This window comes from Mycobacterium sp. KBS0706 (assembly GCF_005938675.2).
GTDB lineage: Bacteria > Pseudomonadota > Alphaproteobacteria > DSM-16000 > Inquilinaceae > Inquilinus.
The window spans coordinates 1-19,993 of record NZ_VCCH02000119.1 but is presented as its reverse complement, the minus strand read 5'-3'; the positions used below and the strand labels follow the sequence as shown (position 1 = coordinate 19,993).

20 protein-coding genes, 1 tRNA gene and 2 pseudogenes are annotated in these 19,993 nt (G+C 69.5%); 9 read left to right on the top strand and 14 right to left on the bottom strand.

What is annotated here, in order from left to right; genetic code table 11:
• Positions 1-721: 721 nt before the first annotated feature.
• On the top strand, positions 722-1,816 hold the full coding sequence (locus FFK22_RS36495) for an IS5 family transposase (RefSeq protein WP_138893168.1): 1,095 nt from the start codon (positions 722-724) through the stop codon (positions 1,814-1,816).
• Positions 1,813-2,154: a hypothetical protein gene (locus FFK22_RS36490; protein ID WP_138893167.1), complete on the top strand. Its 342-nt coding sequence runs from the start codon at positions 1,813-1,815 to the stop codon at positions 2,152-2,154. The genes FFK22_RS36495 and FFK22_RS36490 overlap by 4 nt, the downstream gene beginning before the upstream one ends.
• On the opposite strand, the gene FFK22_RS36485 is transcribed toward FFK22_RS36490, so the two are convergent.
• From FFK22_RS36485 to FFK22_RS36475, 3 genes and pseudogenes are all read right to left on the bottom strand, one after another.
• Positions 2,143-2,442, bottom strand: coding sequence for a DEAD/DEAH box helicase family protein (locus FFK22_RS36485; RefSeq protein WP_138893166.1), 300 nt, complete (start codon positions 2,440-2,442; stop codon positions 2,143-2,145). The genes FFK22_RS36490 and FFK22_RS36485 overlap by 12 nt on opposite strands.
• Positions 2,443-2,846: 404 nt before the next feature.
• Positions 2,847-3,269: pseudogene (locus tag FFK22_RS36480) on the bottom strand (MucR family transcriptional regulator); the annotation flags it as partial.
• A gap of 136 nt (positions 3,270-3,405) precedes the next feature.
• Entirely contained in the window at positions 3,406-4,050 is a 645-nt protein-coding gene (locus tag FFK22_RS36475) for a hypothetical protein (protein WP_138893164.1), read from the bottom strand.
• A gap of 190 nt (positions 4,051-4,240) precedes the next feature.
• Between FFK22_RS36475 and FFK22_RS36470 the strand changes: the two genes are divergently transcribed.
• From FFK22_RS36470 to FFK22_RS44905, 3 genes and pseudogenes are all read left to right on the top strand, one after another.
• A complete protein-coding gene (locus tag FFK22_RS36470; protein WP_138893163.1) occupies positions 4,241-4,447 on the top strand; it encodes a helix-turn-helix domain-containing protein in 207 nt (68 codons plus the stop codon).
• Positions 4,448-4,565: 118 nt separating this feature from the next.
• Positions 4,566-4,739 (top strand): hypothetical protein, encoded by a 174-nt coding sequence (locus FFK22_RS43445; protein WP_186002858.1) that lies wholly within the window; start codon positions 4,566-4,568, stop codon positions 4,737-4,739.
• Between the two features lie 19 nt (positions 4,740-4,758).
• A pseudogene (locus FFK22_RS44905) lies at positions 4,759-5,811 on the top strand (recombinase family protein); the annotation flags it as partial.
• 567 nt (positions 5,812-6,378) lie between these two features.
• Here the strand turns inward: FFK22_RS44905 and FFK22_RS36460 are convergent.
• From FFK22_RS36460 to FFK22_RS43440, 3 genes are all read right to left on the bottom strand, one after another.
• Positions 6,379-6,454 (bottom strand) — tRNA-Glu (locus tag FFK22_RS36460).
• Between the two features lie 71 nt (positions 6,455-6,525).
• Positions 6,526-7,584: a low specificity L-threonine aldolase gene (locus FFK22_RS36455; protein ID WP_221939123.1), complete on the bottom strand. Its 1,059-nt coding sequence runs from the start codon at positions 7,582-7,584 to the stop codon at positions 6,526-6,528.
• 16 nt (positions 7,585-7,600) lie between these two features.
• Positions 7,601-7,885, bottom strand: a complete 285-nt coding sequence (locus FFK22_RS43440; RefSeq protein ID WP_186002857.1) for a hypothetical protein — start codon at positions 7,883-7,885, stop codon at positions 7,601-7,603.
• A gap of 89 nt (positions 7,886-7,974) precedes the next feature.
• Between FFK22_RS43440 and FFK22_RS36445 the strand changes: the two genes are divergently transcribed.
• Both FFK22_RS36445 and rpoH read left to right on the top strand, forming a co-directional pair.
• Positions 7,975-8,934, top strand: coding sequence for an RluA family pseudouridine synthase (locus FFK22_RS36445; protein WP_221939122.1), 960 nt, complete (start codon positions 7,975-7,977; stop codon positions 8,932-8,934).
• A gap of 86 nt (positions 8,935-9,020) precedes the next feature.
• Complete coding sequence (rpoH, locus tag FFK22_RS36440) at positions 9,021-9,905, top strand: RNA polymerase sigma factor RpoH (protein WP_138893161.1); 885 nt, start codon at positions 9,021-9,023, stop codon at positions 9,903-9,905.
• Positions 9,906-9,969: 64 nt separating this feature from the next.
• Here the strand turns inward: rpoH and FFK22_RS36435 are convergent, their stop codons facing one another.
• The 3 genes from FFK22_RS36435 to FFK22_RS36425 all read right to left on the bottom strand — a co-directional run bounded on the left by FFK22_RS36435 (position 9,970) and on the right by FFK22_RS36425 (position 12,174).
• Positions 9,970-11,013, bottom strand: coding sequence for a WD40 repeat domain-containing protein (locus FFK22_RS36435; protein ID WP_138893160.1), 1,044 nt, complete (start codon positions 11,011-11,013; stop codon positions 9,970-9,972).
• A gap of 76 nt (positions 11,014-11,089) precedes the next feature.
• On the bottom strand, positions 11,090-11,482 hold the full coding sequence (locus tag FFK22_RS36430; protein ID WP_138893159.1) for a VOC family protein: 393 nt from the start codon (positions 11,480-11,482) through the stop codon (positions 11,090-11,092).
• A gap of 98 nt (positions 11,483-11,580) precedes the next feature.
• A complete protein-coding gene (locus FFK22_RS36425; RefSeq protein WP_138893158.1) occupies positions 11,581-12,174 on the bottom strand; it encodes a phosphoribosyltransferase family protein in 594 nt (197 codons plus the stop codon).
• Between the two features lie 116 nt (positions 12,175-12,290).
• Between FFK22_RS36425 and FFK22_RS36420 the strand changes: the two genes are divergently transcribed.
• Positions 12,291-13,445 (top strand): PQQ-dependent sugar dehydrogenase, encoded by a 1,155-nt coding sequence (locus FFK22_RS36420; RefSeq protein WP_138893157.1) that lies wholly within the window; start codon positions 12,291-12,293, stop codon positions 13,443-13,445.
• A 186-nt stretch (positions 13,446-13,631) separates the two neighbouring features.
• Here the strand turns inward: FFK22_RS36420 and FFK22_RS36415 are convergent, their stop codons facing one another.
• The 4 genes from FFK22_RS36415 to FFK22_RS36400 all read right to left on the bottom strand — a co-directional run bounded on the left by FFK22_RS36415 (position 13,632) and on the right by FFK22_RS36400 (position 18,535).
• A complete protein-coding gene (locus FFK22_RS36415; RefSeq protein ID WP_138893504.1) occupies positions 13,632-14,924 on the bottom strand; it encodes an adenylosuccinate synthase in 1,293 nt (430 codons plus the stop codon).
• A gap of 23 nt (positions 14,925-14,947) precedes the next feature.
• On the bottom strand, positions 14,948-16,090 hold the full coding sequence (locus tag FFK22_RS36410; RefSeq protein WP_138893503.1) for an ATP phosphoribosyltransferase regulatory subunit: 1,143 nt from the start codon (positions 16,088-16,090) through the stop codon (positions 14,948-14,950).
• A 72-nt stretch (positions 16,091-16,162) separates the two neighbouring features.
• Positions 16,163-17,398: a serine protease gene (locus tag FFK22_RS36405; RefSeq protein ID WP_138893502.1), complete on the bottom strand. Its 1,236-nt coding sequence runs from the start codon at positions 17,396-17,398 to the stop codon at positions 16,163-16,165.
• A 3-nt stretch (positions 17,399-17,401) separates the two neighbouring features.
• Positions 17,402-18,535: a serine protease gene (locus FFK22_RS36400; protein WP_306770228.1), complete on the bottom strand. Its 1,134-nt coding sequence runs from the start codon at positions 18,533-18,535 to the stop codon at positions 17,402-17,404.
• A 252-nt stretch (positions 18,536-18,787) separates the two neighbouring features.
• Here FFK22_RS36400 and FFK22_RS36395 point away from each other — a divergent pair, with 252 nt between their 5' ends.
• The gene (locus FFK22_RS36395; protein ID WP_138893500.1) at positions 18,788-19,627 is read left to right on the top strand and encodes a neutral zinc metallopeptidase; all 840 of its coding nucleotides are present in this window, start codon (positions 18,788-18,790) and stop codon (positions 19,625-19,627) included.
• 98 nt (positions 19,628-19,725) lie between these two features.
• Here FFK22_RS36395 and FFK22_RS43435 read toward each other — a convergent pair.
• Positions 19,726-19,993 (bottom strand): hypothetical protein (locus FFK22_RS43435; protein ID WP_186002856.1); only part of this gene is annotated, 268 nt, incomplete at its 5' end.

Genomic DNA, 19,993 nt, shown 5'->3' with positions numbered 1-19,993 from the left:
CTCGGAAATCACTCATGGATGTGGCCTTGCGGCTGGCGATCGTTCGAGGTTCCTCTGGGTATCTGCGCGCGCCGCGGCGTCCGCCAGCGGCGCGTCGTTCGATGATCAGATTGTGAATAAGCGCCGGATTGTGCCCCCTCAGTATCACGCATAACCAGGCGCCTACCGTGCCAATCAGCGTCGATACCCCACGCCGATCTACACTCAGAGCTAAGGTCCGGTTTTGGGGCCGACTTGGTCGAGGCGGATGTCCGGTTTGGAGCAGCCCGGACGGCCTCCGAACGTCCGCAGAGGGGACTCTGCGGAAGTTCCGGCTCGGCCGGTCGAGCGTCTGCTCATCTCCTTTGCGGACATTCCACCGACTGTCGGGTCGCTCCCGAGCGGACATTCTGGTCAACGCACCCGCGGCTGAAGGCGGACCTTCTGTTGACCGCCCTTCTCGGACCGCCAGGCCCACTGCAGGCTACCCGAGAGCCGACATCGCCCTCGGCCCCGGAAAGCGGACGAGGCTCGATTCGACCCCTTGCGGACAGTCCAATGAAGGCGGCGCTCAAACCGACGATCGGCCGGATTCGGCTCTTTGGAGACGCGACGGCAATTGGTGGCGAACATCTGCTGTGCCGCCCCCTCCAGACACGGAGGCCTAACAGGCTGTTGAAAAAGGGTTCTCGTCCTTCGGCTGTGGTCATGATTCATTGACCCGGGATGGGGAGGATGGGTCGTGCGTGGCAGCGATAGTCGGAGCGGAGAGCTGTTCAGTTACGTGGATCTGGAGGCGCGGGTTCGGCGGGATCATCCGCTGCGGGCAATCCGGGAGATCGTGAACGAGGTGTTGTCGGCGCTGGCGGGTGATTTTGCGGCGCTGTACTCACCGCTGGGGCGGCCGTCGATCCCGCCGGAGAAGCTGCTGCGGGCGCTGCTGTTGCAGGCATTCTACTCGATCCGCTCGGAGCGGCTGCTGATGGAGCGGCTGGAGTACGATCTGCTGTTCCGGTGGTTCGTCGGGATCGGCGTTGACGACGCGGCGTGGGATCATTCGGTGTTCTCGAAGAACCGGGACCGGCTGCTGGCGGGGGACATCGCGGCGAAGTTCCTGGCCGCAGTGCTGGCCCATGCCCGGGTGAAGCGGCTGCTGTCGAGCGATCACTTCTCAGTCGACGGCACGCTGATCGAGGCGTGGGCTTCGATGAAGAGCGTCAAGCCGAAGGATGGATCGGGCGAGCCGCCAGCCGAGGATGGCGGGCGCAACGCGGAGGTGGACTTCCACGGGCAGAAGCGGACGAACGAGACGCATGCCTCGACCACCGATCCGGAGGCCAGGCTCTACCGCAAGGGGCGGGGCAAGGAGACGAAGCTGTGCTTCATCGGGCACGGGCTGATGGAGAACCGCCACGGCCTGCTGGTCGAGGCCTGCCTGACCCACGCGAACGGGTATGCCGAGCGGGTGGCGGCCCTGCACATGATCGAGCCGCACGCCGACCGGCCGCGGGCGATCACGCTCGGCGCCGACAAGGCTTATGACACGAAGGACTTCGTCACCGATCTGCGCGCGATGAATGTCACGCCGAATGTGGCGCAGAACACCAGCGGGCGCCGTTCGGCGATCGACGGGCGCACGACCCGGCACGCCGGCTATGGGGTCAGCCAGCGCCTGCGCACGCGGATCGAAGAGGCGTTCGGCTGGATCAAGACGGTCGCCGGGCAGCGCAAGACCCGGTTCCGCGGCCGCGACCGCGTCGGCTGGGCCTTCACCTTCGCTGTCGCCGCCTACAACCTGGTGCGGCTGCCGAAGCTGCTCGCCGCGGCGCCGACATGACGGCCCTCGGGAAGCACCCGCTCGTCGGCCCATGGCGGATCGTCGAAGCCGATCTGTGGGATCGCGACTATCTCGACCTCTGCGGTCCCGCCACGATCACCATCGGCGCCGACAACCGCGGCGAAATCGCCTTTGGCGCGATGCAGGCCACCCTCGATCTCAGCTACAGCTCCTCGATGATCTTCTTCTCATGGGACGGCTTCGACGAGATGGACGAGGTCACCGGTGACGGCTCCGCCGAACTGATCGACGACGGCTCGATCGAGATCGCCTTCGCCTATCACAACGGCGACGAGGCCATCCTCAAAGCCAAACGCATCACTTCTTCAACAGCCTGATAGGGCATCGACTGTGTCCCGGTCGCCGCGTCCCGCACGCTTCTCATCTAACCCATCAATAAACAGTGTGCCCTCAAATCTGGCGGCGGGCGTGACCAGGAACGCTCGTGCCGTCACATAGCGACCGCCACAGCGCGCCGCGGATTGACGGAACGTATGCGTCTTGCCCGCACCAGGGTCGCCGAGCAGAATGATGTTCGCCGCATCGTCATACGCCGAGAACGGCCGCGGCTCATCCTGCTGGGCTTTCGAGCGAGCCGCTTCAATTCTGCGAACGGCGCGATCCATGCCTATCTCAGTGTCGTTGGCTGCATGATAGCATCGGACATTAATCCGAGAGCAACCTACGAGCGCTGCTGGTGCACCACCCTGGCCGGGCTGACCCAGAAGGGGACGATTTGGCCCAGCCTCATGTCTGGTTTGGGATCAAACGCCACGGCTGGCGATGTCCGGTTCGCAACGACTTGGTCGGCCCCTTGATGACAGCAAAGGGGACCAACCGGCCAAAGCATCTGAGCAAACGGCAGTCCACGGTCCGGACGCGCCTCGCCCGTCGCCGCCGGCGGGGACACCGGTGCTCGCGAGAATGCCCGCCGACGAGCACCGGATCCAGACTGTCAGCTCGCCTTGCGGGTACGGCGGGCCTTCGAAGCGGCGGGTCCAGGTTGGGGCGCGGCAGCCGGCGGAGTGACAGGGCGACGCGTCCCAAGTCCAATCGTCTTGGCTAGCGCGCTGCGCTGGTTGGCGTAGCTCGGTGCGACCATCGGGTAGTCGGCGGGCAGCCCCCAACGCTCCCGGTACTCGTCCGGCGTGAGGTTGTAGGCGGTCTTCAGATGCCGCTTGAGCATCTTCAGCTTCCTGCCGTCCTCGAGGCAGACGATGTAGTCGGGCGTGATCGACTTCTTGATCGGCACCGCCGGCTGCGGCCGCTCCTGCGCCGGCTCGACAGGTTTCCCGAGGCCGCTGAGGGCGCTGTAGACCTGATCGATCAGTGCCGGCAGGTCGTTTGTCGCAACATTATTGTGAGCCACATGCGCGGCAACGATCTGCACCGTCAGCTTTCGCGTCTCGTCCGCCGTTTCCTGCTGCAGCCCGACGGAAGTCTCCCCCGCCATTTCTGTTCTCCTTTGGAATCGATGAGCGACTGTTGTCGCAGCCGCTCCGCAAGTCCAGCTGTTTCTAATGCTCTTACGGGTTGTTCACGGTTGAGCCGCTTTTCTCGTGGCCGACAGCTTCGATCAAGCGGATCTTTTATCGGGAGGTCGACACCATGCCGTCCGGCAACTTCCCGAGGCGCTGAAGGTCCGCGAGGAGGGAGCGCAGGGGTGGCCATGGGAACTCCTCATCATCGCAGCGGGGCTGGCCCATCGTGAGAACCATGGCGAGCTTGGCGGCGACGCCGGCGAGGCTGCCCGCCGGAACCTGCCATACGGTCTCAGTGAGGGCCTCCCACCGATCCCAGGCGAGGTTGACGCGCTCCTCCACTGGGCCGAGCCCGATGGCCGCGGCGGCGATTTCCCAGCGGCGCCGGTGCGCCGCGAATTCACGGTGCAGCCCTTGCCGAAGCTCCTCCGTTCCCGGCAGGTCCTCCAGAAGCTCGTCGATCTCAGCAGGCTCGCAGGCCGAAACCGGCTCAGCCTTGCCCGGCACGGGGACCAGCACGCGCGGCATGCCGATGGTCCGGAGCAGGACGCCCTCCTTCTGCTGCCAATCGTCCTGCCAGGCATCGAGCTCGGCATCGAGAGCGCGCCACTCCTGGAAGAGGTCGAGGACGGGATCGGAGTTGGCGCCGCGGCGCCGAGCATCGGCCGCGCCGATCGGCAGGACGGTGGCGCCGCCAAGCAGGGCGCGGCGGCTGAGCGCAGGCAAAGTCGTGGTATCGTCGGAATCAGCCATGATCCGGCTCCTCGTAAGCTGGATTGTGGTCAGGCCGGGCGGGGTGTTCCCGCACCTCGTCCGGCCGCCTTCATTGTTGCTGTTTCAGGCATTTGTTAATTTGACAAACGACTAGATTCGCGTCAACAAAAAAGGCAAACCTTTGCCCGAAGATAAGATTACTCCCGACCAGTGTCGCGGCGCACGGGCGATGCTGAAGATGAGCCAGGCCGAGCTTGCGGAAGCGGCAAAGGTGTCGAAGCCAACGGTCGTGGATTTTGAGCGAGGTGTCCGCACTCCAATGCCCAACAACCTCATTTCAATCCGCGCGGCCTTGGAGGCGGCAGGCATCGAGTTCATCCCGGAGAACGGCGGCGGTCCGGGCGTGCGGCTGAGGAAGCCGGACTCCGGCAGGTAGGGACGTTTCCGCCATCGGGAGCCCGCCCATCCCGCCCCGGTCGGCCCTCGGCAGATTGATCCGCCCGCTCCGCGGGCGCAGCTCTGGTCCCCAGGAGCCACTGGCGTGGAGCGGAGCGATGCCGGCGGACGCGGGCTGGTGTGAGCCGCCGGGCACGGCTCGCCCCGAGGCGCACAATTCGGAGTTGATCGTTGTGGACGATTGGCCGGAGATAGTGCCGGTCACCGAGGCAGAACTGCAGGTGTTCGAGGCGTATTTCGGAGACTTCCTCGACGAGATCTTCAGCCGGTGATCCAGGAGAGAGTGCCGACATGACCACATCAGCATGGAACGCGCACGGCAGCACTCTCCGCGCCGCGCTCTACCTCCGTGTTTCCACTGGGCGGCAGGCCGAAAGCGATCTGTCTATCCCGGATCAGCGCCGTCAGGCGGAGGCATATTGCCGCCGTAAGGGTTGGCGGCCGGTGGCGGAATATGTCGAGCCGGGCCTGTCAGCGACGGACGACCGGCGCCCGGAGTTCCAGCGCCTTATCGATGCCGCGTGCTCCAAGCCGCCGGCCTTCGACATCATCGTCGTCCACTCCTTCTCGCGCTTCTTCCGGGACCAGTTCCAGCTCGAGTTCTATGTCCGGAAGCTCGTCAAGAACAACGTCCGCCTCATCTCGATCACCCAGGAGCTCGGCGACGATCCAATGAGCAATATGATCCGGCAGATCATGGCGCTCTTCGATGAGTACCAGTCGAAGGAGAACGGCAAGCACACCCTGAGGGCGATGAAGGAGAATGCGCGCCAGGGCTATTGGAACGGTGCCCGGCCGCCGATCGGCTACCGCATCGTCGCCGCCGAGCAGCGCGGGCAGAAGGTCAAGAAGAAGCTCGAGATCGATCCCATCCATGCCGAAACCGTGCGCCTGATCTTCCGACTGGCCCTCCAGGGGGATGGTGAGAGCGGTCCGATGGGGATCAAGTCGATCACCACCCATCTCAATGAGCGCGGCATCCGTACCCGCGACGGCGGCCGCTGGGGCATCGCATCGGTCCACAAGGTCCTCACCAATACGAGCTATGTCGGTCGGCACCGCTTCAACAAGCTCAACTTCAAGACCAGGGCGCCAAAGCCGGAGGACGAGGTCATTCAGATCGCGGTTCCTCCGGTCGTGACCGAGGAGGAGTTCGATGCAGTCCAGAAGAACCTGCGGTCGCGCAGCCCACAATGGAGGGCACCGCGTCTGGTCAGCGGTCCGACCCTGCTGACCGGCATCTGCTTTTGTGGAATTTGCGGCGGGCCGATGACGCTGCGCACCGGCAAGTACAACCAATATCGCTACTACACCTGCTCGACGGCGGCTCGCCAAGGCAAGCGGGGCTGCCGAGGCCAAAGCGTGCGGATGGACAAGCTCGACCACGTGGTGGTCGATCATCTGGAATGGCGGCTGCTCGATCCCCGCCGTCTCCACGAGATCCTGAGACACCTTCTGGAGCGGCGTGAGGAATGGATCGAGCGCCGCCGGGGCCACGTTGCTGAGTTGCGAAAGCGGGCAACGGAAGCAGAAGCGAAGCTGAAGCGCCTCTACCAGGCGATCGAAAGCGGCATCGCCGACCTGAGCGACCCGGCACTCAAGGACCGATTGTCGGAGTTGGCTGCGATCCGTGATCAGGCGCGGGCCGATGCAGACCGCGTAACCTCCCTCGTCGACGGGGTCGGCGCCACGATCACCGCGGAAGTCCTGCGGCGATTTGCCCAGGCGGCGCGGCGCAAGCTGCGGAATGGTGACGGGACACTCAAGCGCGATCATCTCCGCGCACTGGCACAGCGCGTCGACGTCATCGACGGCCGAGAGATCCGAATTACAGGCTCGAAAAGCACACTGCTGCGCACGCTTGACGCTTCGCCCACCGCGGGGCCAGAGGTACTTAGTTTTGTACCGAAGTGGCGTCCCCTAGGGGATTCGAACCCCTGTTACCGCCGTGAGAGGGCGGTGTCCTAGGCCTCTAGACGAAGGGGACTGAGGCGCGGGCCCGGATATAGGGGAGCCCGCGCGCCGACGCAAGACATTTCCGTCTGTTTTTTGACAGCCCTATCCGGCCACCGCGACGGCACCCGGCGCGAGGCAGCGGCGCGCCCGCTCCAGCACCGTCTCGATTGTCGCCGCATCCGTGTCGAAGGCGCCGACGAAGCGCCAGATCTCGCCTTCCCAATGCGCAGCGAGCACGCCCTGCCGCGGCAAGCCCTCGGCCAGCGCCGCCGGCAGGCGCACGAACACCTCGTTGGCCTCGACCGGATGCTCCAGCGTCACGCCGGGCAGCGCCTGCAGCCCCGCGGCCAGCTGCCGCGCCCGGGCATTGGCGTTGCCTGCCAGGCGCAGCCACAGCCCGTCGGCCAGATAGGCCTCGAGCTGGGCCGAGACGAAGCGCATCTTCGACAGCAGATGACCGGCGCGCTTGCGGCGGAAGGCGAAATCCGCCGCCTTGTCCGGGTCGAAGAACACCACCGCCTCGGCCATGACACAGCCGTTCTTGGTGCCGCCGAAGGACAGCACGTCGACCCCGGCCTTCCAGGTCAGCTCGGCCGGCGAGCAGTTCTGCCCTGCCAGGGCATTGGCGAAACGCGACCCGTCCATATGCACCGTCAGCCCATGGTTCCCCGCGGCCTCGGCCAACGCGCCGATCTCGGCCGGGCTGTAGACGGTCCCGGATTCGGTCGCCTGCGACAGGCTCAGCAGCGCCGGCTGGCTGCGATGCACGTCGCCGCGCCACTCCGGCACGGCGGCCGTCAGCGTCGCCGGGGTCAGCTTGCCATGGGCGCCGTCGGCCAGCAGCAGCTTGGCGCCATGGGTGTAGAATTCCGGCGCGCCGCATTCGTCGACCGCGACATGCGCCTCGCGATGGCACAGCACCGCGCCCCAGGGCGGGGTGAATGTTGCCAGGGCCAGCGCGTTCGCCGCGGTGCCGGTCGGCACCGGGAAGGCGGCGACGCGGCGCTCGAACACATCCGACAGGCGATCCTGCAGCCGGGCGGTGACCTCGTCGCCGCCATAGGAGGGCTGGCGCCCCCCGGCGGCGCTGGCGATCGCCGCCAGGATCTCGGGCGCGGCGCCGGCGACGTTGTCGCTGGCGAGGTTGATCACGTCGCTCATGGCCGAAGTCTTCCGGTTACGGAGAGGTGGTCAGAAGGGTCGCGGCGGCGCCGCTGCGCGGGTCGATGCTGCGCAGTTCCTGCCCGCCGCCGGGCAGTGTGATCAGGATCACTGCGCGATCGCCCGCGACGGTGATGCTGGCGATGCGGCTGCCGGCGGGCAGCGCGGACGGCGCGGCGGCGGTCGCCGGCGTCGTGGCGGGAGCGGCGGCGGTCGGTACCGGGGCGGTCCCCGGGGCGAAGAACCGGCGGCCCAATTCCCCGACGACGACGGCGACGAGCAGGATGATGACCACAAGCATCGCCCAAACGGTTATCTTCACCGCCCGCAATGACCCAGCTTCCAGACGCACCCGCCGCACCCCTTTCGCTCGACGAGACGATTCCCGTCATGATCGGCCCGGACGCCGCCGGCCAGCGGCTGGACCGCGCCCTGGCCGCCGCGGTGCCGGACCTGTCCCGGTCGCGGCTGCAGGCGCTGATCGCCGCGGGCTGCGTGCGGGAGGGCGAGCGGACAGTAGAAGACGCCTCGGTCAAGGTCAAACCCGGCCAGCGCTTCGAAATCCGGGTGCCGCCGCCGGTCCCGGCGGAGCCCGAGCCGCAGGCGATCGGACTTGATATCGTGTACGAGGATTCCCATCTTATCGTCATCAATAAACCGGCCGGGCTGGTGGTCCACCCCGCGGCCGGCAATCCCGATGGCACCCTGGTCAACGCCCTGCTCGCCCATTGCGGCGCGCAGCTGTCCGGCATCGGCGGCGTCGCCCGCCCGGGCATCGTCCACCGGCTGGACAAGGAAACCAGCGGGCTGATGGTGGTGGCCAAGACCGACGCGGCCCACAAGGCGCTGTCGGCCCAGTTCGCGGATCGCACCCTGTCGCGCACCTATCTGGCCCTGGTCTGGGGCCGGCCGAGCCCTTCGGCCGGCACGATCGAGGGCGCAATCGGCCGCGACCCGCGGAACCGCCAGCGCATGGCCCTGGTTAAGGCAGGTGGCAAGCAGGCCAGGACCCACTACCGGGTGCTGCGCCCCGCCGGCACCGAGGCCAGCCTGGTGGCCTGCAAGCTGGACACCGGGCGGACCCACCAGATCCGGGTCCACCTGACCTCGATCGGCCACCCGCTGATCGGCGACCCGGTCTATGGCCGACGCCCGCGCTCGGCTATCGGGTCCAGGGCCGGCGGCGACGAGACAGCGCGCGGCTTTCCGCGGCAGGCCCTGCATGCGGCGAAGCTGCGGTTCCGCCATCCGGCGGATCAACGTGAACTCGAATTCACAAGGCCCCTGCCGGGAGACATGCGACATTTGCTCGTCTCCCTCGCAGGGGAAGACCGTATACCCGAGTACTGAAGTCGGGTATTATGACGATGTCCGGACGAGTCATCCGGCAGGGCGCCCGCCTCCCAAGGCCCGGGCGCCGGAGAGGGAGCAAGATCATGGCAACAGCTGCACGCCTGCCCGTCCTGGGCGCCGAATCCAACCTGAGCCGCTACCTGCAGGAAATCCGGCAGTTTCCGATGCTGGAACCGCAGGAGGAGTTCATGCTCGCCAAGGCGTGGCGGGAGCATGGCGATACCGAATCGGCGCATCGGCTGGTGACCAGCCATCTGCGGCTGGTGGCGAAGATCGCGATGGGCTACCGCGGCTACGGCCTGCCGATCTCGGAGCTGATCTCCGAGGGCAATGTCGGCATGATGCAGGCGGTGAAGCGCTTCGACCCGGACCGCGGCTTCCGTCTGGCCACCTACGCCATGTGGTGGATCCGCGCCGCCATCCAGGAATACATCCTGCACAGCTGGTCGCTGGTGAAGATGGGCACCACGGCGGCGCAGAAGAAGCTGTTCTTCAACCTGCGCAAGCTGAAGGGCCAGTTGCAGGCGATCGAGGATGGCGACCTGAAGCCGGAGACCGTGACCAAGATCGCCACCGAGCTGTCGGTGCCGGAGCAGGACGTGGTTTCGATGAACCGCCGTCTGGCCGCGCCGGACCATTCGCTGAACGCGCCGCTGCGCGTCGACGGCGAGGGCGAGTGGCAGGACTGGCTGGTCGACGAGCGCGACAGCCAGGAGGTGATGCTCGCGGACCGGCAGGAGCTCGGCAAGCGCCAGCAGCTCTTGAAGGATGCGATGGCGCATCTGAACGACCGCGAGCGCCGCATCCTGAGCGAGCGCCGGCTGCGCGACGAGCCGACCACGCTGGAGGATCTGAGCCAGGAATACGGCATCAGCCGCGAGCGGGTGCGCCAGATCGAGGTGCGCGCCTTCGAGAAGCTGCAGAAGGCGATCCGCAATGCCGCGGTCGAGGCCAAGCTGGCCCACTGACCACGGGACCTGACGGAACAGAGACGGCCGGGGCATCGCTCCGGCCGTTTTCGTTTGCGCGTCCTCACCCGCCGATATCGATGCGGATCAGCTCGGTGACCCCGGTCTTGACCGGCTCGGTCCAGCTGTCCGGCGTGTAGCGGGTGGCGGTGAGGCTGCGGGAATCGGCGCTCCAGACCAGGTTGCGGAAGGTCTCCCGGCTGGCGATTCGGCGCAGCAGCCGGCCGCCGTCCACCTCCCAGACGAAGAGCGCGGTGGTGTCGTGCCCCCAGCGGTCGGACATGCCGAAGCTGGCAGCCAGGCGCCGCCCGTCGGGGCTGAAGGCGAGCTCCGGCAGCAGCTGCTGCAGGCCGGGGACAAAGGTCGGGACGTCCAGCGCCCCGGTCAGCAGCAGGTTGGACCGTGCGCGGTCGGCCGCATCGGCCAGCCGGACCGCGATCACGCCGCTCTCCCCGCGGGTCTCGACATGCTCGGCGAGGATCGCGCCGTCGGGCGATTGCACGGTGGAGACGCCGGCGGCGAACAGGCCGGGCACCTCGGCCACCGGCCGCGCCGGCAGGTCGCCGTCATCGGCGACCGAGACGACCGGCGCCGAGTCCGGCACGCCCCAGAAGGTCACGCCTGGATCGAGCGCGAGCGCGTCCTCCGACACGAAGGTCAGCCGGGCGGCGCCACGCCGCAGGGTCGACCGGGTGGCGCCGCTGCCGGCGTCGATCACCTGCAGCGGCCCGTCGAAGAACAGGCCGGCGATCCAGCGGCCGGAAGGCGAGACCGCCGCGGCCCTCCAGCTGGTGCCCGGCGGCACCTGGGCCAGCGCGACCCGCGACCGGACCTGGCCGGTCTGCGGGTCGATCCGCAGCAGCTCCTGCGGCCGCTGCGGCTCCTGCCCCGGCTGGCGCGACACCGCCAGCAGCGTCCCGTCAGACGCCGCGATCATATGGGTAAGGTCCTGGTCGTCGAACACGGCCAGACGCCGGCAGGCGCTGGCATGGACGATGCGGTCGAGCGGGCCGCAGGGCCGGAGCGCCCCCTCGCCCCAGGCATAGACGCCGCCACCCACGGCCGCGACCGCCACGACCACCGCTGCCGCACGCTGCCATCCCCGCATGAGATCCCCCTCCGAGTCCCGCCGCCGATCCTGCCGCAGAATCCGGGCGATTTCGTGAAGGCCGGCTGCGGCCCGGCTATGCGGCCTTCAACTGCAGCAGGTCCCAGAGATTGCCGTACAGGTCCTCGAACACGGCGACCGTGCCGTAGGCCTCCTCGCGCGGGGTCTCGCGGAACACCACGCCGCGCGCCGTCATCGCCGCGTGGTCGCGGCGGAAATCGTCGGTGTGCAGGAACAGGGAGACGCGGCCACCGGTCTGGTCGCCGATCCGGCTTTCCTGCTCCGGCGTCGCCGCCCACGCCAGCAGGAGATTCGGGCCGCCGGGCGGCGCCACCAGCAGCCAGCGCTTGCCGTCGCCGAGCGGCGTGTCCTCGACCAGGTCGAAGCCAAGCACTTCGGTGTACCAGGCCTTGGCCTCGTCATAGTCGCGGACCACCAGGGTCACCGCGCCGATCGTCTGCCGCGTCATGCTTTGCCTTTCCTCTTAGATCAAGGTTGGGTTCGCGGTGAGCGAACCCAACATCGCGCAGCCCGCACCAGTGTTGGGTTCGCGGCCGCGAACCCACCCTACGCGCCCGGCGCCTGATCAACGAGCGGCACGCCGGCGGCGCAGAGCGGGCAGTCCTCAGGCAGCCACATCCCGCGCTCCAGCGCCGCCAAGGCCAGCAGCGTCACGCCCTGCGCCGCGGCGATCCGGCCCGCGGCCTCGCCGAGGGTGAGCAGACAGGCGATGCCGGCCGGCACGGCGCCATGGCGCAGCAGCTCCGTGAGCGTCAGGCCGAGCGCCGAGCCGGCATTGATCGCGTCGTCAACCACCAGCACCCGACGCCCGGCCAGAGCGGCGGCCAGCGGCGCCGGGATCCGGTACTGCACCGCGCGGCCCTCGATCCCACGCTCGGCATGGATGAAGCCGAGGCCGAGCTCGGCTGCGATCGACTGGGCCAGGAAGGCACCGCCGGTCAGTGGGCCGCAGACGACCTCCGCCCCCAGCCCCGCCGCCTGCCGGGCCAGCGCCGCGGCCCAGCCGCGCATCCGGGCGGCGTCGAGGAACAGCGAGTCGAGGTCGAGCCAGAGGTCGCCGTGATGGCCAGATTCGTAGCGGAAGTGCCCGCGCGTGGCAGAGACCGCCTGACGCAGCGCCTGCCCGATCCCGTCCGTCATCCGCTTGCCCTCCCCGGCCGCGTCATCATGTCCGCGAAGCGCGTTGCGGCGAAGCGTTGCCTGCGATCCCCCGGCCCCCATGTCAAACGGGACGAGACCGAGACGAGGAGAGCTTCATGCGCGTGCCCATCCCCGCCTTCGCCGCCCCTGCCCTCACCGCCGCGGCCCTGCTGGCCCCGGTACCGGATGCCGCCGCGGTGGATGCCGCCTACGACACCGAGAAGGGCCGGATCCGGGTCCAGACCATCGTCGAAGGGCTGCGCCACCCCTGGGGCCTCGCCTTCCTGCCGGATGGCCGGATCCTGGTGACCGAGCGCGACGGCAACCTCCGCCTGGTCGGCGGCGGCAAAGTCTCCGAGCCGCTTGAAGGCGTGCCGGAGGTGGACACCGGCGGCCAGGGCGGGCTGCTCGACGTCGCGGTCGACCCGAGCTTCGGGCAGAGCCGCCTCGTCTATCTCAGCTATTCCGAGGCCGGCGACGGCGGCAACTCCACCGCGGTGGCGCGCGGCCGGCTGAGCGAGGACGGCACGCGGCTGACCGGGGTGGAGGTCGTGTTCTCGCAGCGGCCGAAGCTCGACAGCGCCATGCATTTCGGCTCGCGCCTGGTGTTCGACCGGCAGGGCCATCTGTTCATCACCCTCGGCGAGCGGTCGAAGGCGCAGTTTCGGGGCCAGGCGCAGCAGCTCGATTCGCATCTCGGCAAGGTGATCCGGATCCGCCCGGACGGTTCGGTGCCCGGGGACAACCCCTTCGCCGGCCGCCGGGATGCGCTGCCGGAGATCTGGTCGTATGGCCACCGCAACGCCCAGGGCGCGGCGCTGAACCCGGACACCGGCGTGCTCTGGCTCAACGAGCACGGGCCGCGCGGCGGCGACGAGATCAACATCCCCGAGCCCGGCAAGAACTATGGCTGGCCAGTGGTGTCCTACGGCGTGAACTACGACGGCAGCCCGGTCGGTGCCGGCCGGAGCGAGGCGCCGGGCATGACCGGGCCGATCCACCACTGGACGCCGTCGATCGGCGTCTCCGGCATGGCCTTCTACACCGCCGACGCGATGCCGGGCTGGCGCGGCAACGTCTTCGTCGGCGGCCTCGCCATCCCCAAGCTGGTGCGGCTCGAGCGCGACGGCGACCGGATCACCGGGTCGGAGGACCTGCTGGAGGATCTGGCCCTGCGCATCCGCCAGGTGGCCCAGGGCCCGGACGGGGCGCTGTATCTGCTCACCGATGAGAGCGACGGCGAGATCCTGCGGGTGGGGCCGGCGGGGTAACGCGAGGAAGGCGATACCGCTCTCCCCCTCACCCTCCCGCCGCCAACGCGGCGGGCCCCTCCCTCTCCCCGAGGAGAGGGAAATAAAGCCAGCGCTCCAAACACCTCTCCTTGGGGAGAGGTCGAAATCGCGCGGCGATTTCGGGTGAGGGGGTGGCGCCGGCCCGTCAGCCAGCGCCCCGTCTCCTCAGTCCTGGAACGGGTCCCGCACCAGGATGGTGTCGTCGCGCTCCGGGCTGGTCGAGAGCAGCGCCACCGGCGCCTCGATCAGCTCCTCGATCCGGCGGATGTACTTGATCGCGGTCGGCGGCAGGTCGGCCCAGGAGCGGGCGCCCTTGGTGCTCTCCTCCCAGCCATCCCACTCCTCGTAGACCGCCTTGGCGTTGGCCTGGGCCGACTGGCCGGCCGGGAGATGCTGCAGCACCTGGCCGTCCAGCTCGTAGCCGGTGCAGATCTTCAATGTCTTGAAGCCGTCCAGCACGTCCAGCTTGGTCAGGGCGATGCCGTCGATGCCGCCGGTCTTCACCGCCTGCCGCACCATCACCGCGTCGAACCAGCCGCAGCGCCGCGGCCGGCCGGTCACCGTGCCGAATTCGTGGCCGCGCTCGCCCAGGCGGCGGCCGATGTCGTTCTGCTGCTCGGTCGGGAACGGGCCGGAGCCGACGCGGGTGGTGTAGGCCTTGGTGATCCCGAGCACATAGCCGATGCCCTTCGGCCCGATGCCGGAGCCCGCCGCCGCCTGCCCCGCCACGGTGTTGGAGGAGGTGACGAAGGGATAGGTGCCGTGGTCGATGTCCAGCATCGCGCCCTGGGCGCCCTCGAACAGGATGCGCTTGCCGTCGCGCTTCAGCGCGTCCAGCCGCTCCCACACCACCCCGACATAGGGCAGGATCCTCGGCGCCACCTCGCGCAGCTGGGCCAGCAGCTCGGCCGGGTCGACCTCGTCGGCGCCGAGCGCGCGCAGCAGGGCATTATGGTGCGCCAGCAGGTTTTCGATCTTGCCGGGCAGCGCCGCCTCGTCGGCCAGGTCGCAGGCACGGATGGCGCGGCGGCCGGTCTTGTCCTCATAGGCCGGGCCGATGCCGCGGCCGGTGGTGCCGATCTTGGCCTCGCCGCGCGACGCCTCGCGGGCCCGGTCCAGCGCGCCGTGCACCGGCAGGATCAGCGCCGCGTTCTCGGCCAGCAGCAGGTTCTCCGGCCCGACCTCGACATCCTGGTCGCGGATCCGCTCGATCTCGGCCAGCAGCGCCCAGGGGTCGACCACCACGCCGTTGCCGATGATGCCGAGCTTGCCCGGCCGCACGATGCCCGAGGGGAGCAGCGAGAGCTTCAGCACCTTGTTGCCGATGACCAGCGTGTGGCCGGCATTGTGGCCGCCCTGGAACCGCACCACCACATCGGCCCGGCTGGACAGCCAGTCGACGATCTTGCCCTTGCCCTCGTCGCCCCACTGGGCGCCGACCACGGCCACATTCGCCATCGGAATACCTCGTGCCTTCTAATTCAGATCTCGTCGAGCCGGCCGTCCCGCAGGACCCAGCCGCAGCCGAGGCGGCGCGCCTCGACGAGAGGATCGGCGCCGGGATCCAGCCCGGCGATGGTGACATGGCCCTGGGCCCGCAGCGCGGTGCCTTCGGCCGGCGCGGTGCCGCGCGGCAGGAACACCCGGCGCGGCGCCTGGGGCGGCGGCGCTGCGCGCAGCACCGTGTCCATGAACAGGGTGAAGCCGGTCGCCTCCTCGCCCTCGGCGCCATTGGCGCGGTAGCGGCCGCCGCGGCCGACCTCGCCGCGGGCGCCGCGGGCGAACAGGGTGAAGGCGACGCCGGTGTGGTACTCGAAGCCGCGATGCTCGACGAAGTCGACCGTCACCATCAGCTCCGGCGCCGAGGCGCGGATCAGCCGCACCACCTCGGCCAGCCGGTCCAGGATCGGCCGGGTCACCGCCGGGAGGTCGATGCGGGACAGCGCGGCCAGCGCCGCATCGGCCGGGCCGGAGGCGGCGAGCAGCCCGCCCAGGGCCGCAGCGGCAGCGCCGCCGAGCTGGGCGACGGCGGCGGCGTCCTTGCGGTCGAGCGCGTGGCGCAGGGCGGTGCCGGCTTCGCCCGCCACGCCATGGGCGCCGAGCAGCGCCGGCACCAGGGTCGGTTCGGTCAGGTCCAGCGCCAGCCGGTCGACCCCGACCGCCTGCAGCGCCTCGACCGCCAGCAGCGCCGCCTCGGCGTCGGCCGCCGGCTGGGCGCCGCCGATCAGCTCGGCACCGACCTGGGCGAATTGCCGTTCCGGCCGCAGCTGGGTGCCGCGCACCTGCAGCACCTGGCCGGCATAGGCCAGGCGCAGCGGCCGCGGCGCCGCGGCCAGGCGCGAGCGGGCGATGCGGGCGACCTGCACCGTCATGTCGGCGCGCAGGCCGAGCATGCGGCTGCCCATCGGGTCCATCAGCCGGAAGGTGTGGCGCGCCATGCTGGCGCCGACGCCGGACAGCAGCGTGTCCTCGAACTCGACCAAGGGCGGCTTGACGCGGTCGAAGCCGTGGCCGCCGAGGACGGCCATCATGCGTTCGATCACCGCCGCTTCCTGCGCCGCGTCGGGCGGAAGGACGTCGTAGAAGCCTTCAGGGAGAAGGGCGGCGTTGGGTGCGTCGGTCATGACGTGCCGCACGCTAGGGCCTTCGCGCCCCCGGCGCAACGACGAAGGCGCCCCGATCCCCCCGCCCCGCGCTCACCCCCCATGCGCGGCCAGATACGTCGCCAGCGTGTCGGCGAAGGCGCGGCTGTCGACGGCGAGATAGGCGTTCTCGTCCCCGCCGTCGCGGAAGAAGCGGGTGACCACGGCGACGACGGCGTAGCCGCCATTCTCCTTCATGAAGATCGGGCCGCCGCTGTCGCCCTTGGTCATGTCGCAATCATGCTTCAGCGTGTGGTCGCGGCGCAGCGCCAGGACGCGGCAGCCGCTATGCGCCGTCATCCGGTCCGGCGCGTCCCAGGCATAGCCGGCCTGGACCAGCGGCACCCAGCCGCCGGCCGCGATCCGCGTCTCGTCCGCGGCGGTCAACCGGTGCACCGCCATGATGCCAGCCCGGTCGCCGATATCGGCATCGAGCAGGAGGATGGCCCAATCCGACCCGTAATCGGCGCGCTCATCTTCCTCCCGGTCGGTGTCGGGGCGGTAGCCCGGCGCCAGCCGGATCGAGGCGATGCCGGCCTCCGCCACCGCGCCGTCGCCGTCGCGGCCGGCGCGGAAGCCGTTCGGCTCGTCACGGCTGCCATCGTCGCGGAAGAAGCAATGCGCCGCGGTCAGCACCACCCGCCGGCCGACCAGCGTGCCGGTGCAGCTGCCACCGCTGTCGAAGGCGATCTCGCCGATCGCGCTCCAGGGCATGCGGTCGGGCCGGACCATGCGGCGGTCGTCGCGGCCGAAGAAATGGTCGCGGATGCCGGGGACGGTGTCGCGGCCCAGGCAATCGGCGGTGTCGCTGCGGGCGGCGCAGCGCCCGGTGCCCATGCCGGGCTCGTCGCAGACATCGTCGAAGGCGGTGGCGCAGCTGTTGATGTGGTTGCGCCGGGCGTAGAGCGGCCGGCAGTCGCTGATGTCGGTGCCGTCCGGGCAGACGCCGGTGCCGATGCCGGGCTCGTCGCAGGCGCCGTCGCTGGCCCAGTAGCAGCCGTCGCCGCCGCCGGTTCGCAGCGGCCGGCAATCGGTGCTGTCGCGGCCGGCATCGCATTCGCCGGTGCCGATCCCCGGCTCGTCGCACTGGCCGTCGAAGGCCCAGCGGCAGCTGTTGTCGCCGGTCTTGAAGCTGGCGCAGTCGGCATCGTCGGTATCGGCGGCGCATTCGCCCGAGCCGCCGAAGCGCTGCTCGTCGCAGGCGTCGTCCCGGGACCAGCGGCACGAATCATCGGCGATGGCCGGCCCGGCCAGGGCGAGCACCGCCAGCGCCGCGAGGAGGCCCCTCACCGCTCACCCGCCATGGGCCGCCACGTATTTCGCCACGGCCTTTTCGAAGGCCCGGCTGTCGACCGCGAGATAGGCCGAGCGGTCGCCGCCGTCGCCGCCATAGAAGCGGGTGACCACGGCAACGACGGCATAGCCGCCGGGCCGCTTGATGAAGATCGGCGAGCCGCTGTCGCCCTTGGTCATGTCGCAGTCGTGCAGCAGCGTGCCGTCGTCGCGCAGCGAGACGATGCGGCAGCCGACATGCTCGGTCATCCGGTCCGGCGCATCCCAGGAATAGCCGCCCTGCAGCACCCGCACCCAGCGCCCGGCGGCGATGTCGGCGCGGTCCTCCGGCTTCAGCCGGTGCACCGTCATGATGCCGGTGACGTCGCCGATATCGGCGTCGAGCTCGATCAGGGCCCAGTCGAGATCGTACCAGGACTCGCCGCCGCGGCTGCGCCCCTCGCGGAAGCCGGGCGGCAGGGTGAAACCGACGATCCCGGCCTGGGCCACCTGGGTCGACCCGACCCGGCCGGCGCGGAAGCGGCGCGGCTTGTCCAGCGAATCGTCGTCGCGCATGAAGCAATGCGCGGCGGTCAGCACCACCCGCCGCCCGACCATGGTGCCGGAGCAGGCGCCGTGGTCGAAGGTCAGCTCGCCGATCGCGCTCCACGGCATGCGGTCGGCCGGGGCCAGGCGGCGGTGGTCATGGCCGAAGAAGTGGTCGCGGATCCCGGCCGGGGTGTCGCGGCCGAGGCAGTCGGCGGTGTCGCTGCGGACGGCGCAGCGCCCGGTGCCGGTGCCCGGCTCGTCGCAGATGTCGTTGAAGGCGCTGGCGCAGCTGTTGTCGCGGTTGCGCCGGGTGTAGAGCGGCCGGCAATCGGTGACGTCGGTGCCGTCGGCGCAGACGCCGGTGCCGATGTTCGGCTCGTCGCAGCTGTGGTCCTCGGCCCAGCGGCAGCTGTCGTCGCCACCGGCCCGGACCGCCCGGCAATCCGCGGTGTCGGTGCCGCGCGTGCAGTCGCCGGTGCCGATCTCGGGCTCGTCGCAGCGGTCATCAAAGGCCCAGCGGCAGCTGTTCGGGCCGTATTTGGCGGCCTCGGCCGGAGCCGCCGCCGCAAGGCACAGCAGGGCGGCGGCGATCCACAGCCGGCGCATCACCCGGCGTGCCTCGATTCGAGCTCCAGGCTGCGGTCACGGCCGATTCCCGAAGTCGCGGCGGCGAAGCTGGCAGTCTGGACCAAGGAAACCGTCCGGAACGAAGCGATCCACCATCCTAGGCGGAATTGCGCGGCGAAACGATGGCGGATCGCGCGATCGCCCTACCTTCCTTAGGCCCAACCTTCCTAGGATGGAACCGGACAAGGCCGAGCCGGGTTTCCGGCAGCGCGACCAGGGGAGAGAACGTCCATGCGGTGGCAGGATCTGAGGCGCAGCAGCAATGTCGAGGACCGGCGCGGCATGCGCCCGGCCGCGGTCGGCGGCGTGGGCGGCATCGGCGCGATCGTGATCGTGCTGGTGGCGCTGTTCTTCGGCGTCGATCCGTCAGCCCTGCTGCAGCAGGTCGACCCCGGCTCGTCCCAGACCGAGACGGCCTCCGGCCCCGCCCCGCAGGACGAGAACTCCCAGTTCCTCGCCGCCGTGCTCGGCAGCACCGAGGACACCTGGGGCGCCATCTTCCAGGAGGCCGGCAGCCGCTACGCGCCGCCGAAGCTGGTGCGGTTCAGCGGCGCCACCCGCTCCGCCTGCGGCTCGGCCAGCTCGGCGATGGGACCGTTCTACTGCCCGGGCGACCGGATGGTCTATATCGACACCGATTTCTTCGACGAGCTGAGCCGCCGCTTCGGCGCGCCCGGCAAGTTCGCCGAGGCCTATGTCGTGGCGCATGAGGTCGGCCACCACGTCCAGAACCTGCTCGGCATCATGGACAAGGTGGCCGAGCAGCGCAGCCGCGGCGGCGACGGCAACGCCCTGTCGGTGAAGGTCGAACTGCAGGCCGACTGCTTCGCCGGGGTCTGGGCCAAGCGCGGCGACCAGCAGAGCCGGTTCATCGAGCCGGGCGACGTCGAGAGCGCGATGCAGGCCGCCGCCGCGGTCGGCGACGACGCGCTGCAGAAGAAGACCCAAGGCTATGTCGTGCCCGACAGCTTCACCCATGGCAGCTCGCAGCAGCGGGTGCGCTGGTTCCGCCGCGGCTTCGACAGCGGCAACCCGACCAGTTGCGACACCTTCGCGGCGCAGAGCCTGTAGCCGCCACACGGACGCGCATAGACCCCTCCCCCTGGCCCCCGCCCGCAAGGGGAAGGGGAGAGCGGAAGGCTGGGAATGGCAGGTGTGGTCGGCGGCGCTCAGCGGCGGTGCGGTTTCAGTTCCCAGGGCGGGCGGTCGAGCCGCTTCTCGGTGAAGAGGTCGATCCAGCCGGGAGGGATTTTCTGGCTGCCCTTGAAGTAGAAGTACCGGCATTGCTCGGGGCCGTCCTGGGGCCACCAGGGCGAAACGGGCTCATCGTCATCCTCGCCATCGTCCTGTTTGCCGTCTTCCCCTGCCATGCGGCCATGGGACCCGCCGGCGCCGGAATGGTCCGGGTCCAGCCAGGCCGGGTCCGGGCGGATGCCG

Excerpts from the sequence above, each read along its gene's own strand:
- FFK22_RS36470 (WP_138893163.1), top strand. The coding sequence starts at position 4,241 with ATGCTGAAGATGAGCCAGGCCGAGCTTGCGGAAGCGGCAAAGGTGTCG.
- FFK22_RS36425 (WP_138893158.1), bottom strand. The coding sequence starts at position 12,174 with ATGACGGACGGGATCGGGCAGGCGCTGCGTCAGGCGGTCTCTGCCACG.
- FFK22_RS43440 (WP_186002857.1), bottom strand. The coding sequence starts at position 7,885 with ATGCTTGTGGTCATCATCCTGCTCGTCGCCGTCGTCGTCGGGGAATTG.
- FFK22_RS36490 (WP_138893167.1), top strand. The coding sequence starts at position 1,813 with ATGACGGCCCTCGGGAAGCACCCGCTCGTCGGCCCATGGCGGATCGTC.
- FFK22_RS36410 (WP_138893503.1), bottom strand. The coding sequence starts at position 16,090 with ATGACCGACGCACCCAACGCCGCCCTTCTCCCTGAAGGCTTCTACGAC.
- FFK22_RS36430 (WP_138893159.1), bottom strand. The coding sequence starts at position 11,482 with ATGACGCGGCAGACGATCGGCGCGGTGACCCTGGTGGTCCGCGACTAT.
- FFK22_RS36420 (WP_138893157.1), top strand. The coding sequence starts at position 12,291 with ATGCGCGTGCCCATCCCCGCCTTCGCCGCCCCTGCCCTCACCGCCGCG.
- FFK22_RS36485 (WP_138893166.1), bottom strand. The coding sequence starts at position 2,442 with ATGGATCGCGCCGTTCGCAGAATTGAAGCGGCTCGCTCGAAAGCCCAG.
- FFK22_RS36455 (WP_221939123.1), bottom strand. The coding sequence starts at position 7,584 with ATGAGCGACGTGATCAACCTCGCCAGCGACAACGTCGCCGGCGCCGCG.
- FFK22_RS36435 (WP_138893160.1), bottom strand. The coding sequence starts at position 11,013 with ATGCGGGGATGGCAGCGTGCGGCAGCGGTGGTCGTGGCGGTCGCGGCC.
- FFK22_RS36445 (WP_221939122.1), top strand. The coding sequence starts at position 7,975 with ATGATCGGCCCGGACGCCGCCGGCCAGCGGCTGGACCGCGCCCTGGCC.
- FFK22_RS36395 (WP_138893500.1), top strand. The coding sequence starts at position 18,788 with ATGCGGTGGCAGGATCTGAGGCGCAGCAGCAATGTCGAGGACCGGCGC.
- FFK22_RS43445 (WP_186002858.1), top strand. The coding sequence starts at position 4,566 with ATGCCGGCGGACGCGGGCTGGTGTGAGCCGCCGGGCACGGCTCGCCCC.
- rpoH (WP_138893161.1), top strand. The coding sequence starts at position 9,021 with ATGGCAACAGCTGCACGCCTGCCCGTCCTGGGCGCCGAATCCAACCTG.
- FFK22_RS36475 (WP_138893164.1), bottom strand. The coding sequence starts at position 4,050 with ATGGCTGATTCCGACGATACCACGACTTTGCCTGCGCTCAGCCGCCGC.
- FFK22_RS36400 (WP_306770228.1), bottom strand. The coding sequence starts at position 18,535 with ATGCGCCGGCTGTGGATCGCCGCCGCCCTGCTGTGCCTTGCGGCGGCG.
- FFK22_RS36415 (WP_138893504.1), bottom strand. The coding sequence starts at position 14,924 with ATGGCGAATGTGGCCGTGGTCGGCGCCCAGTGGGGCGACGAGGGCAAG.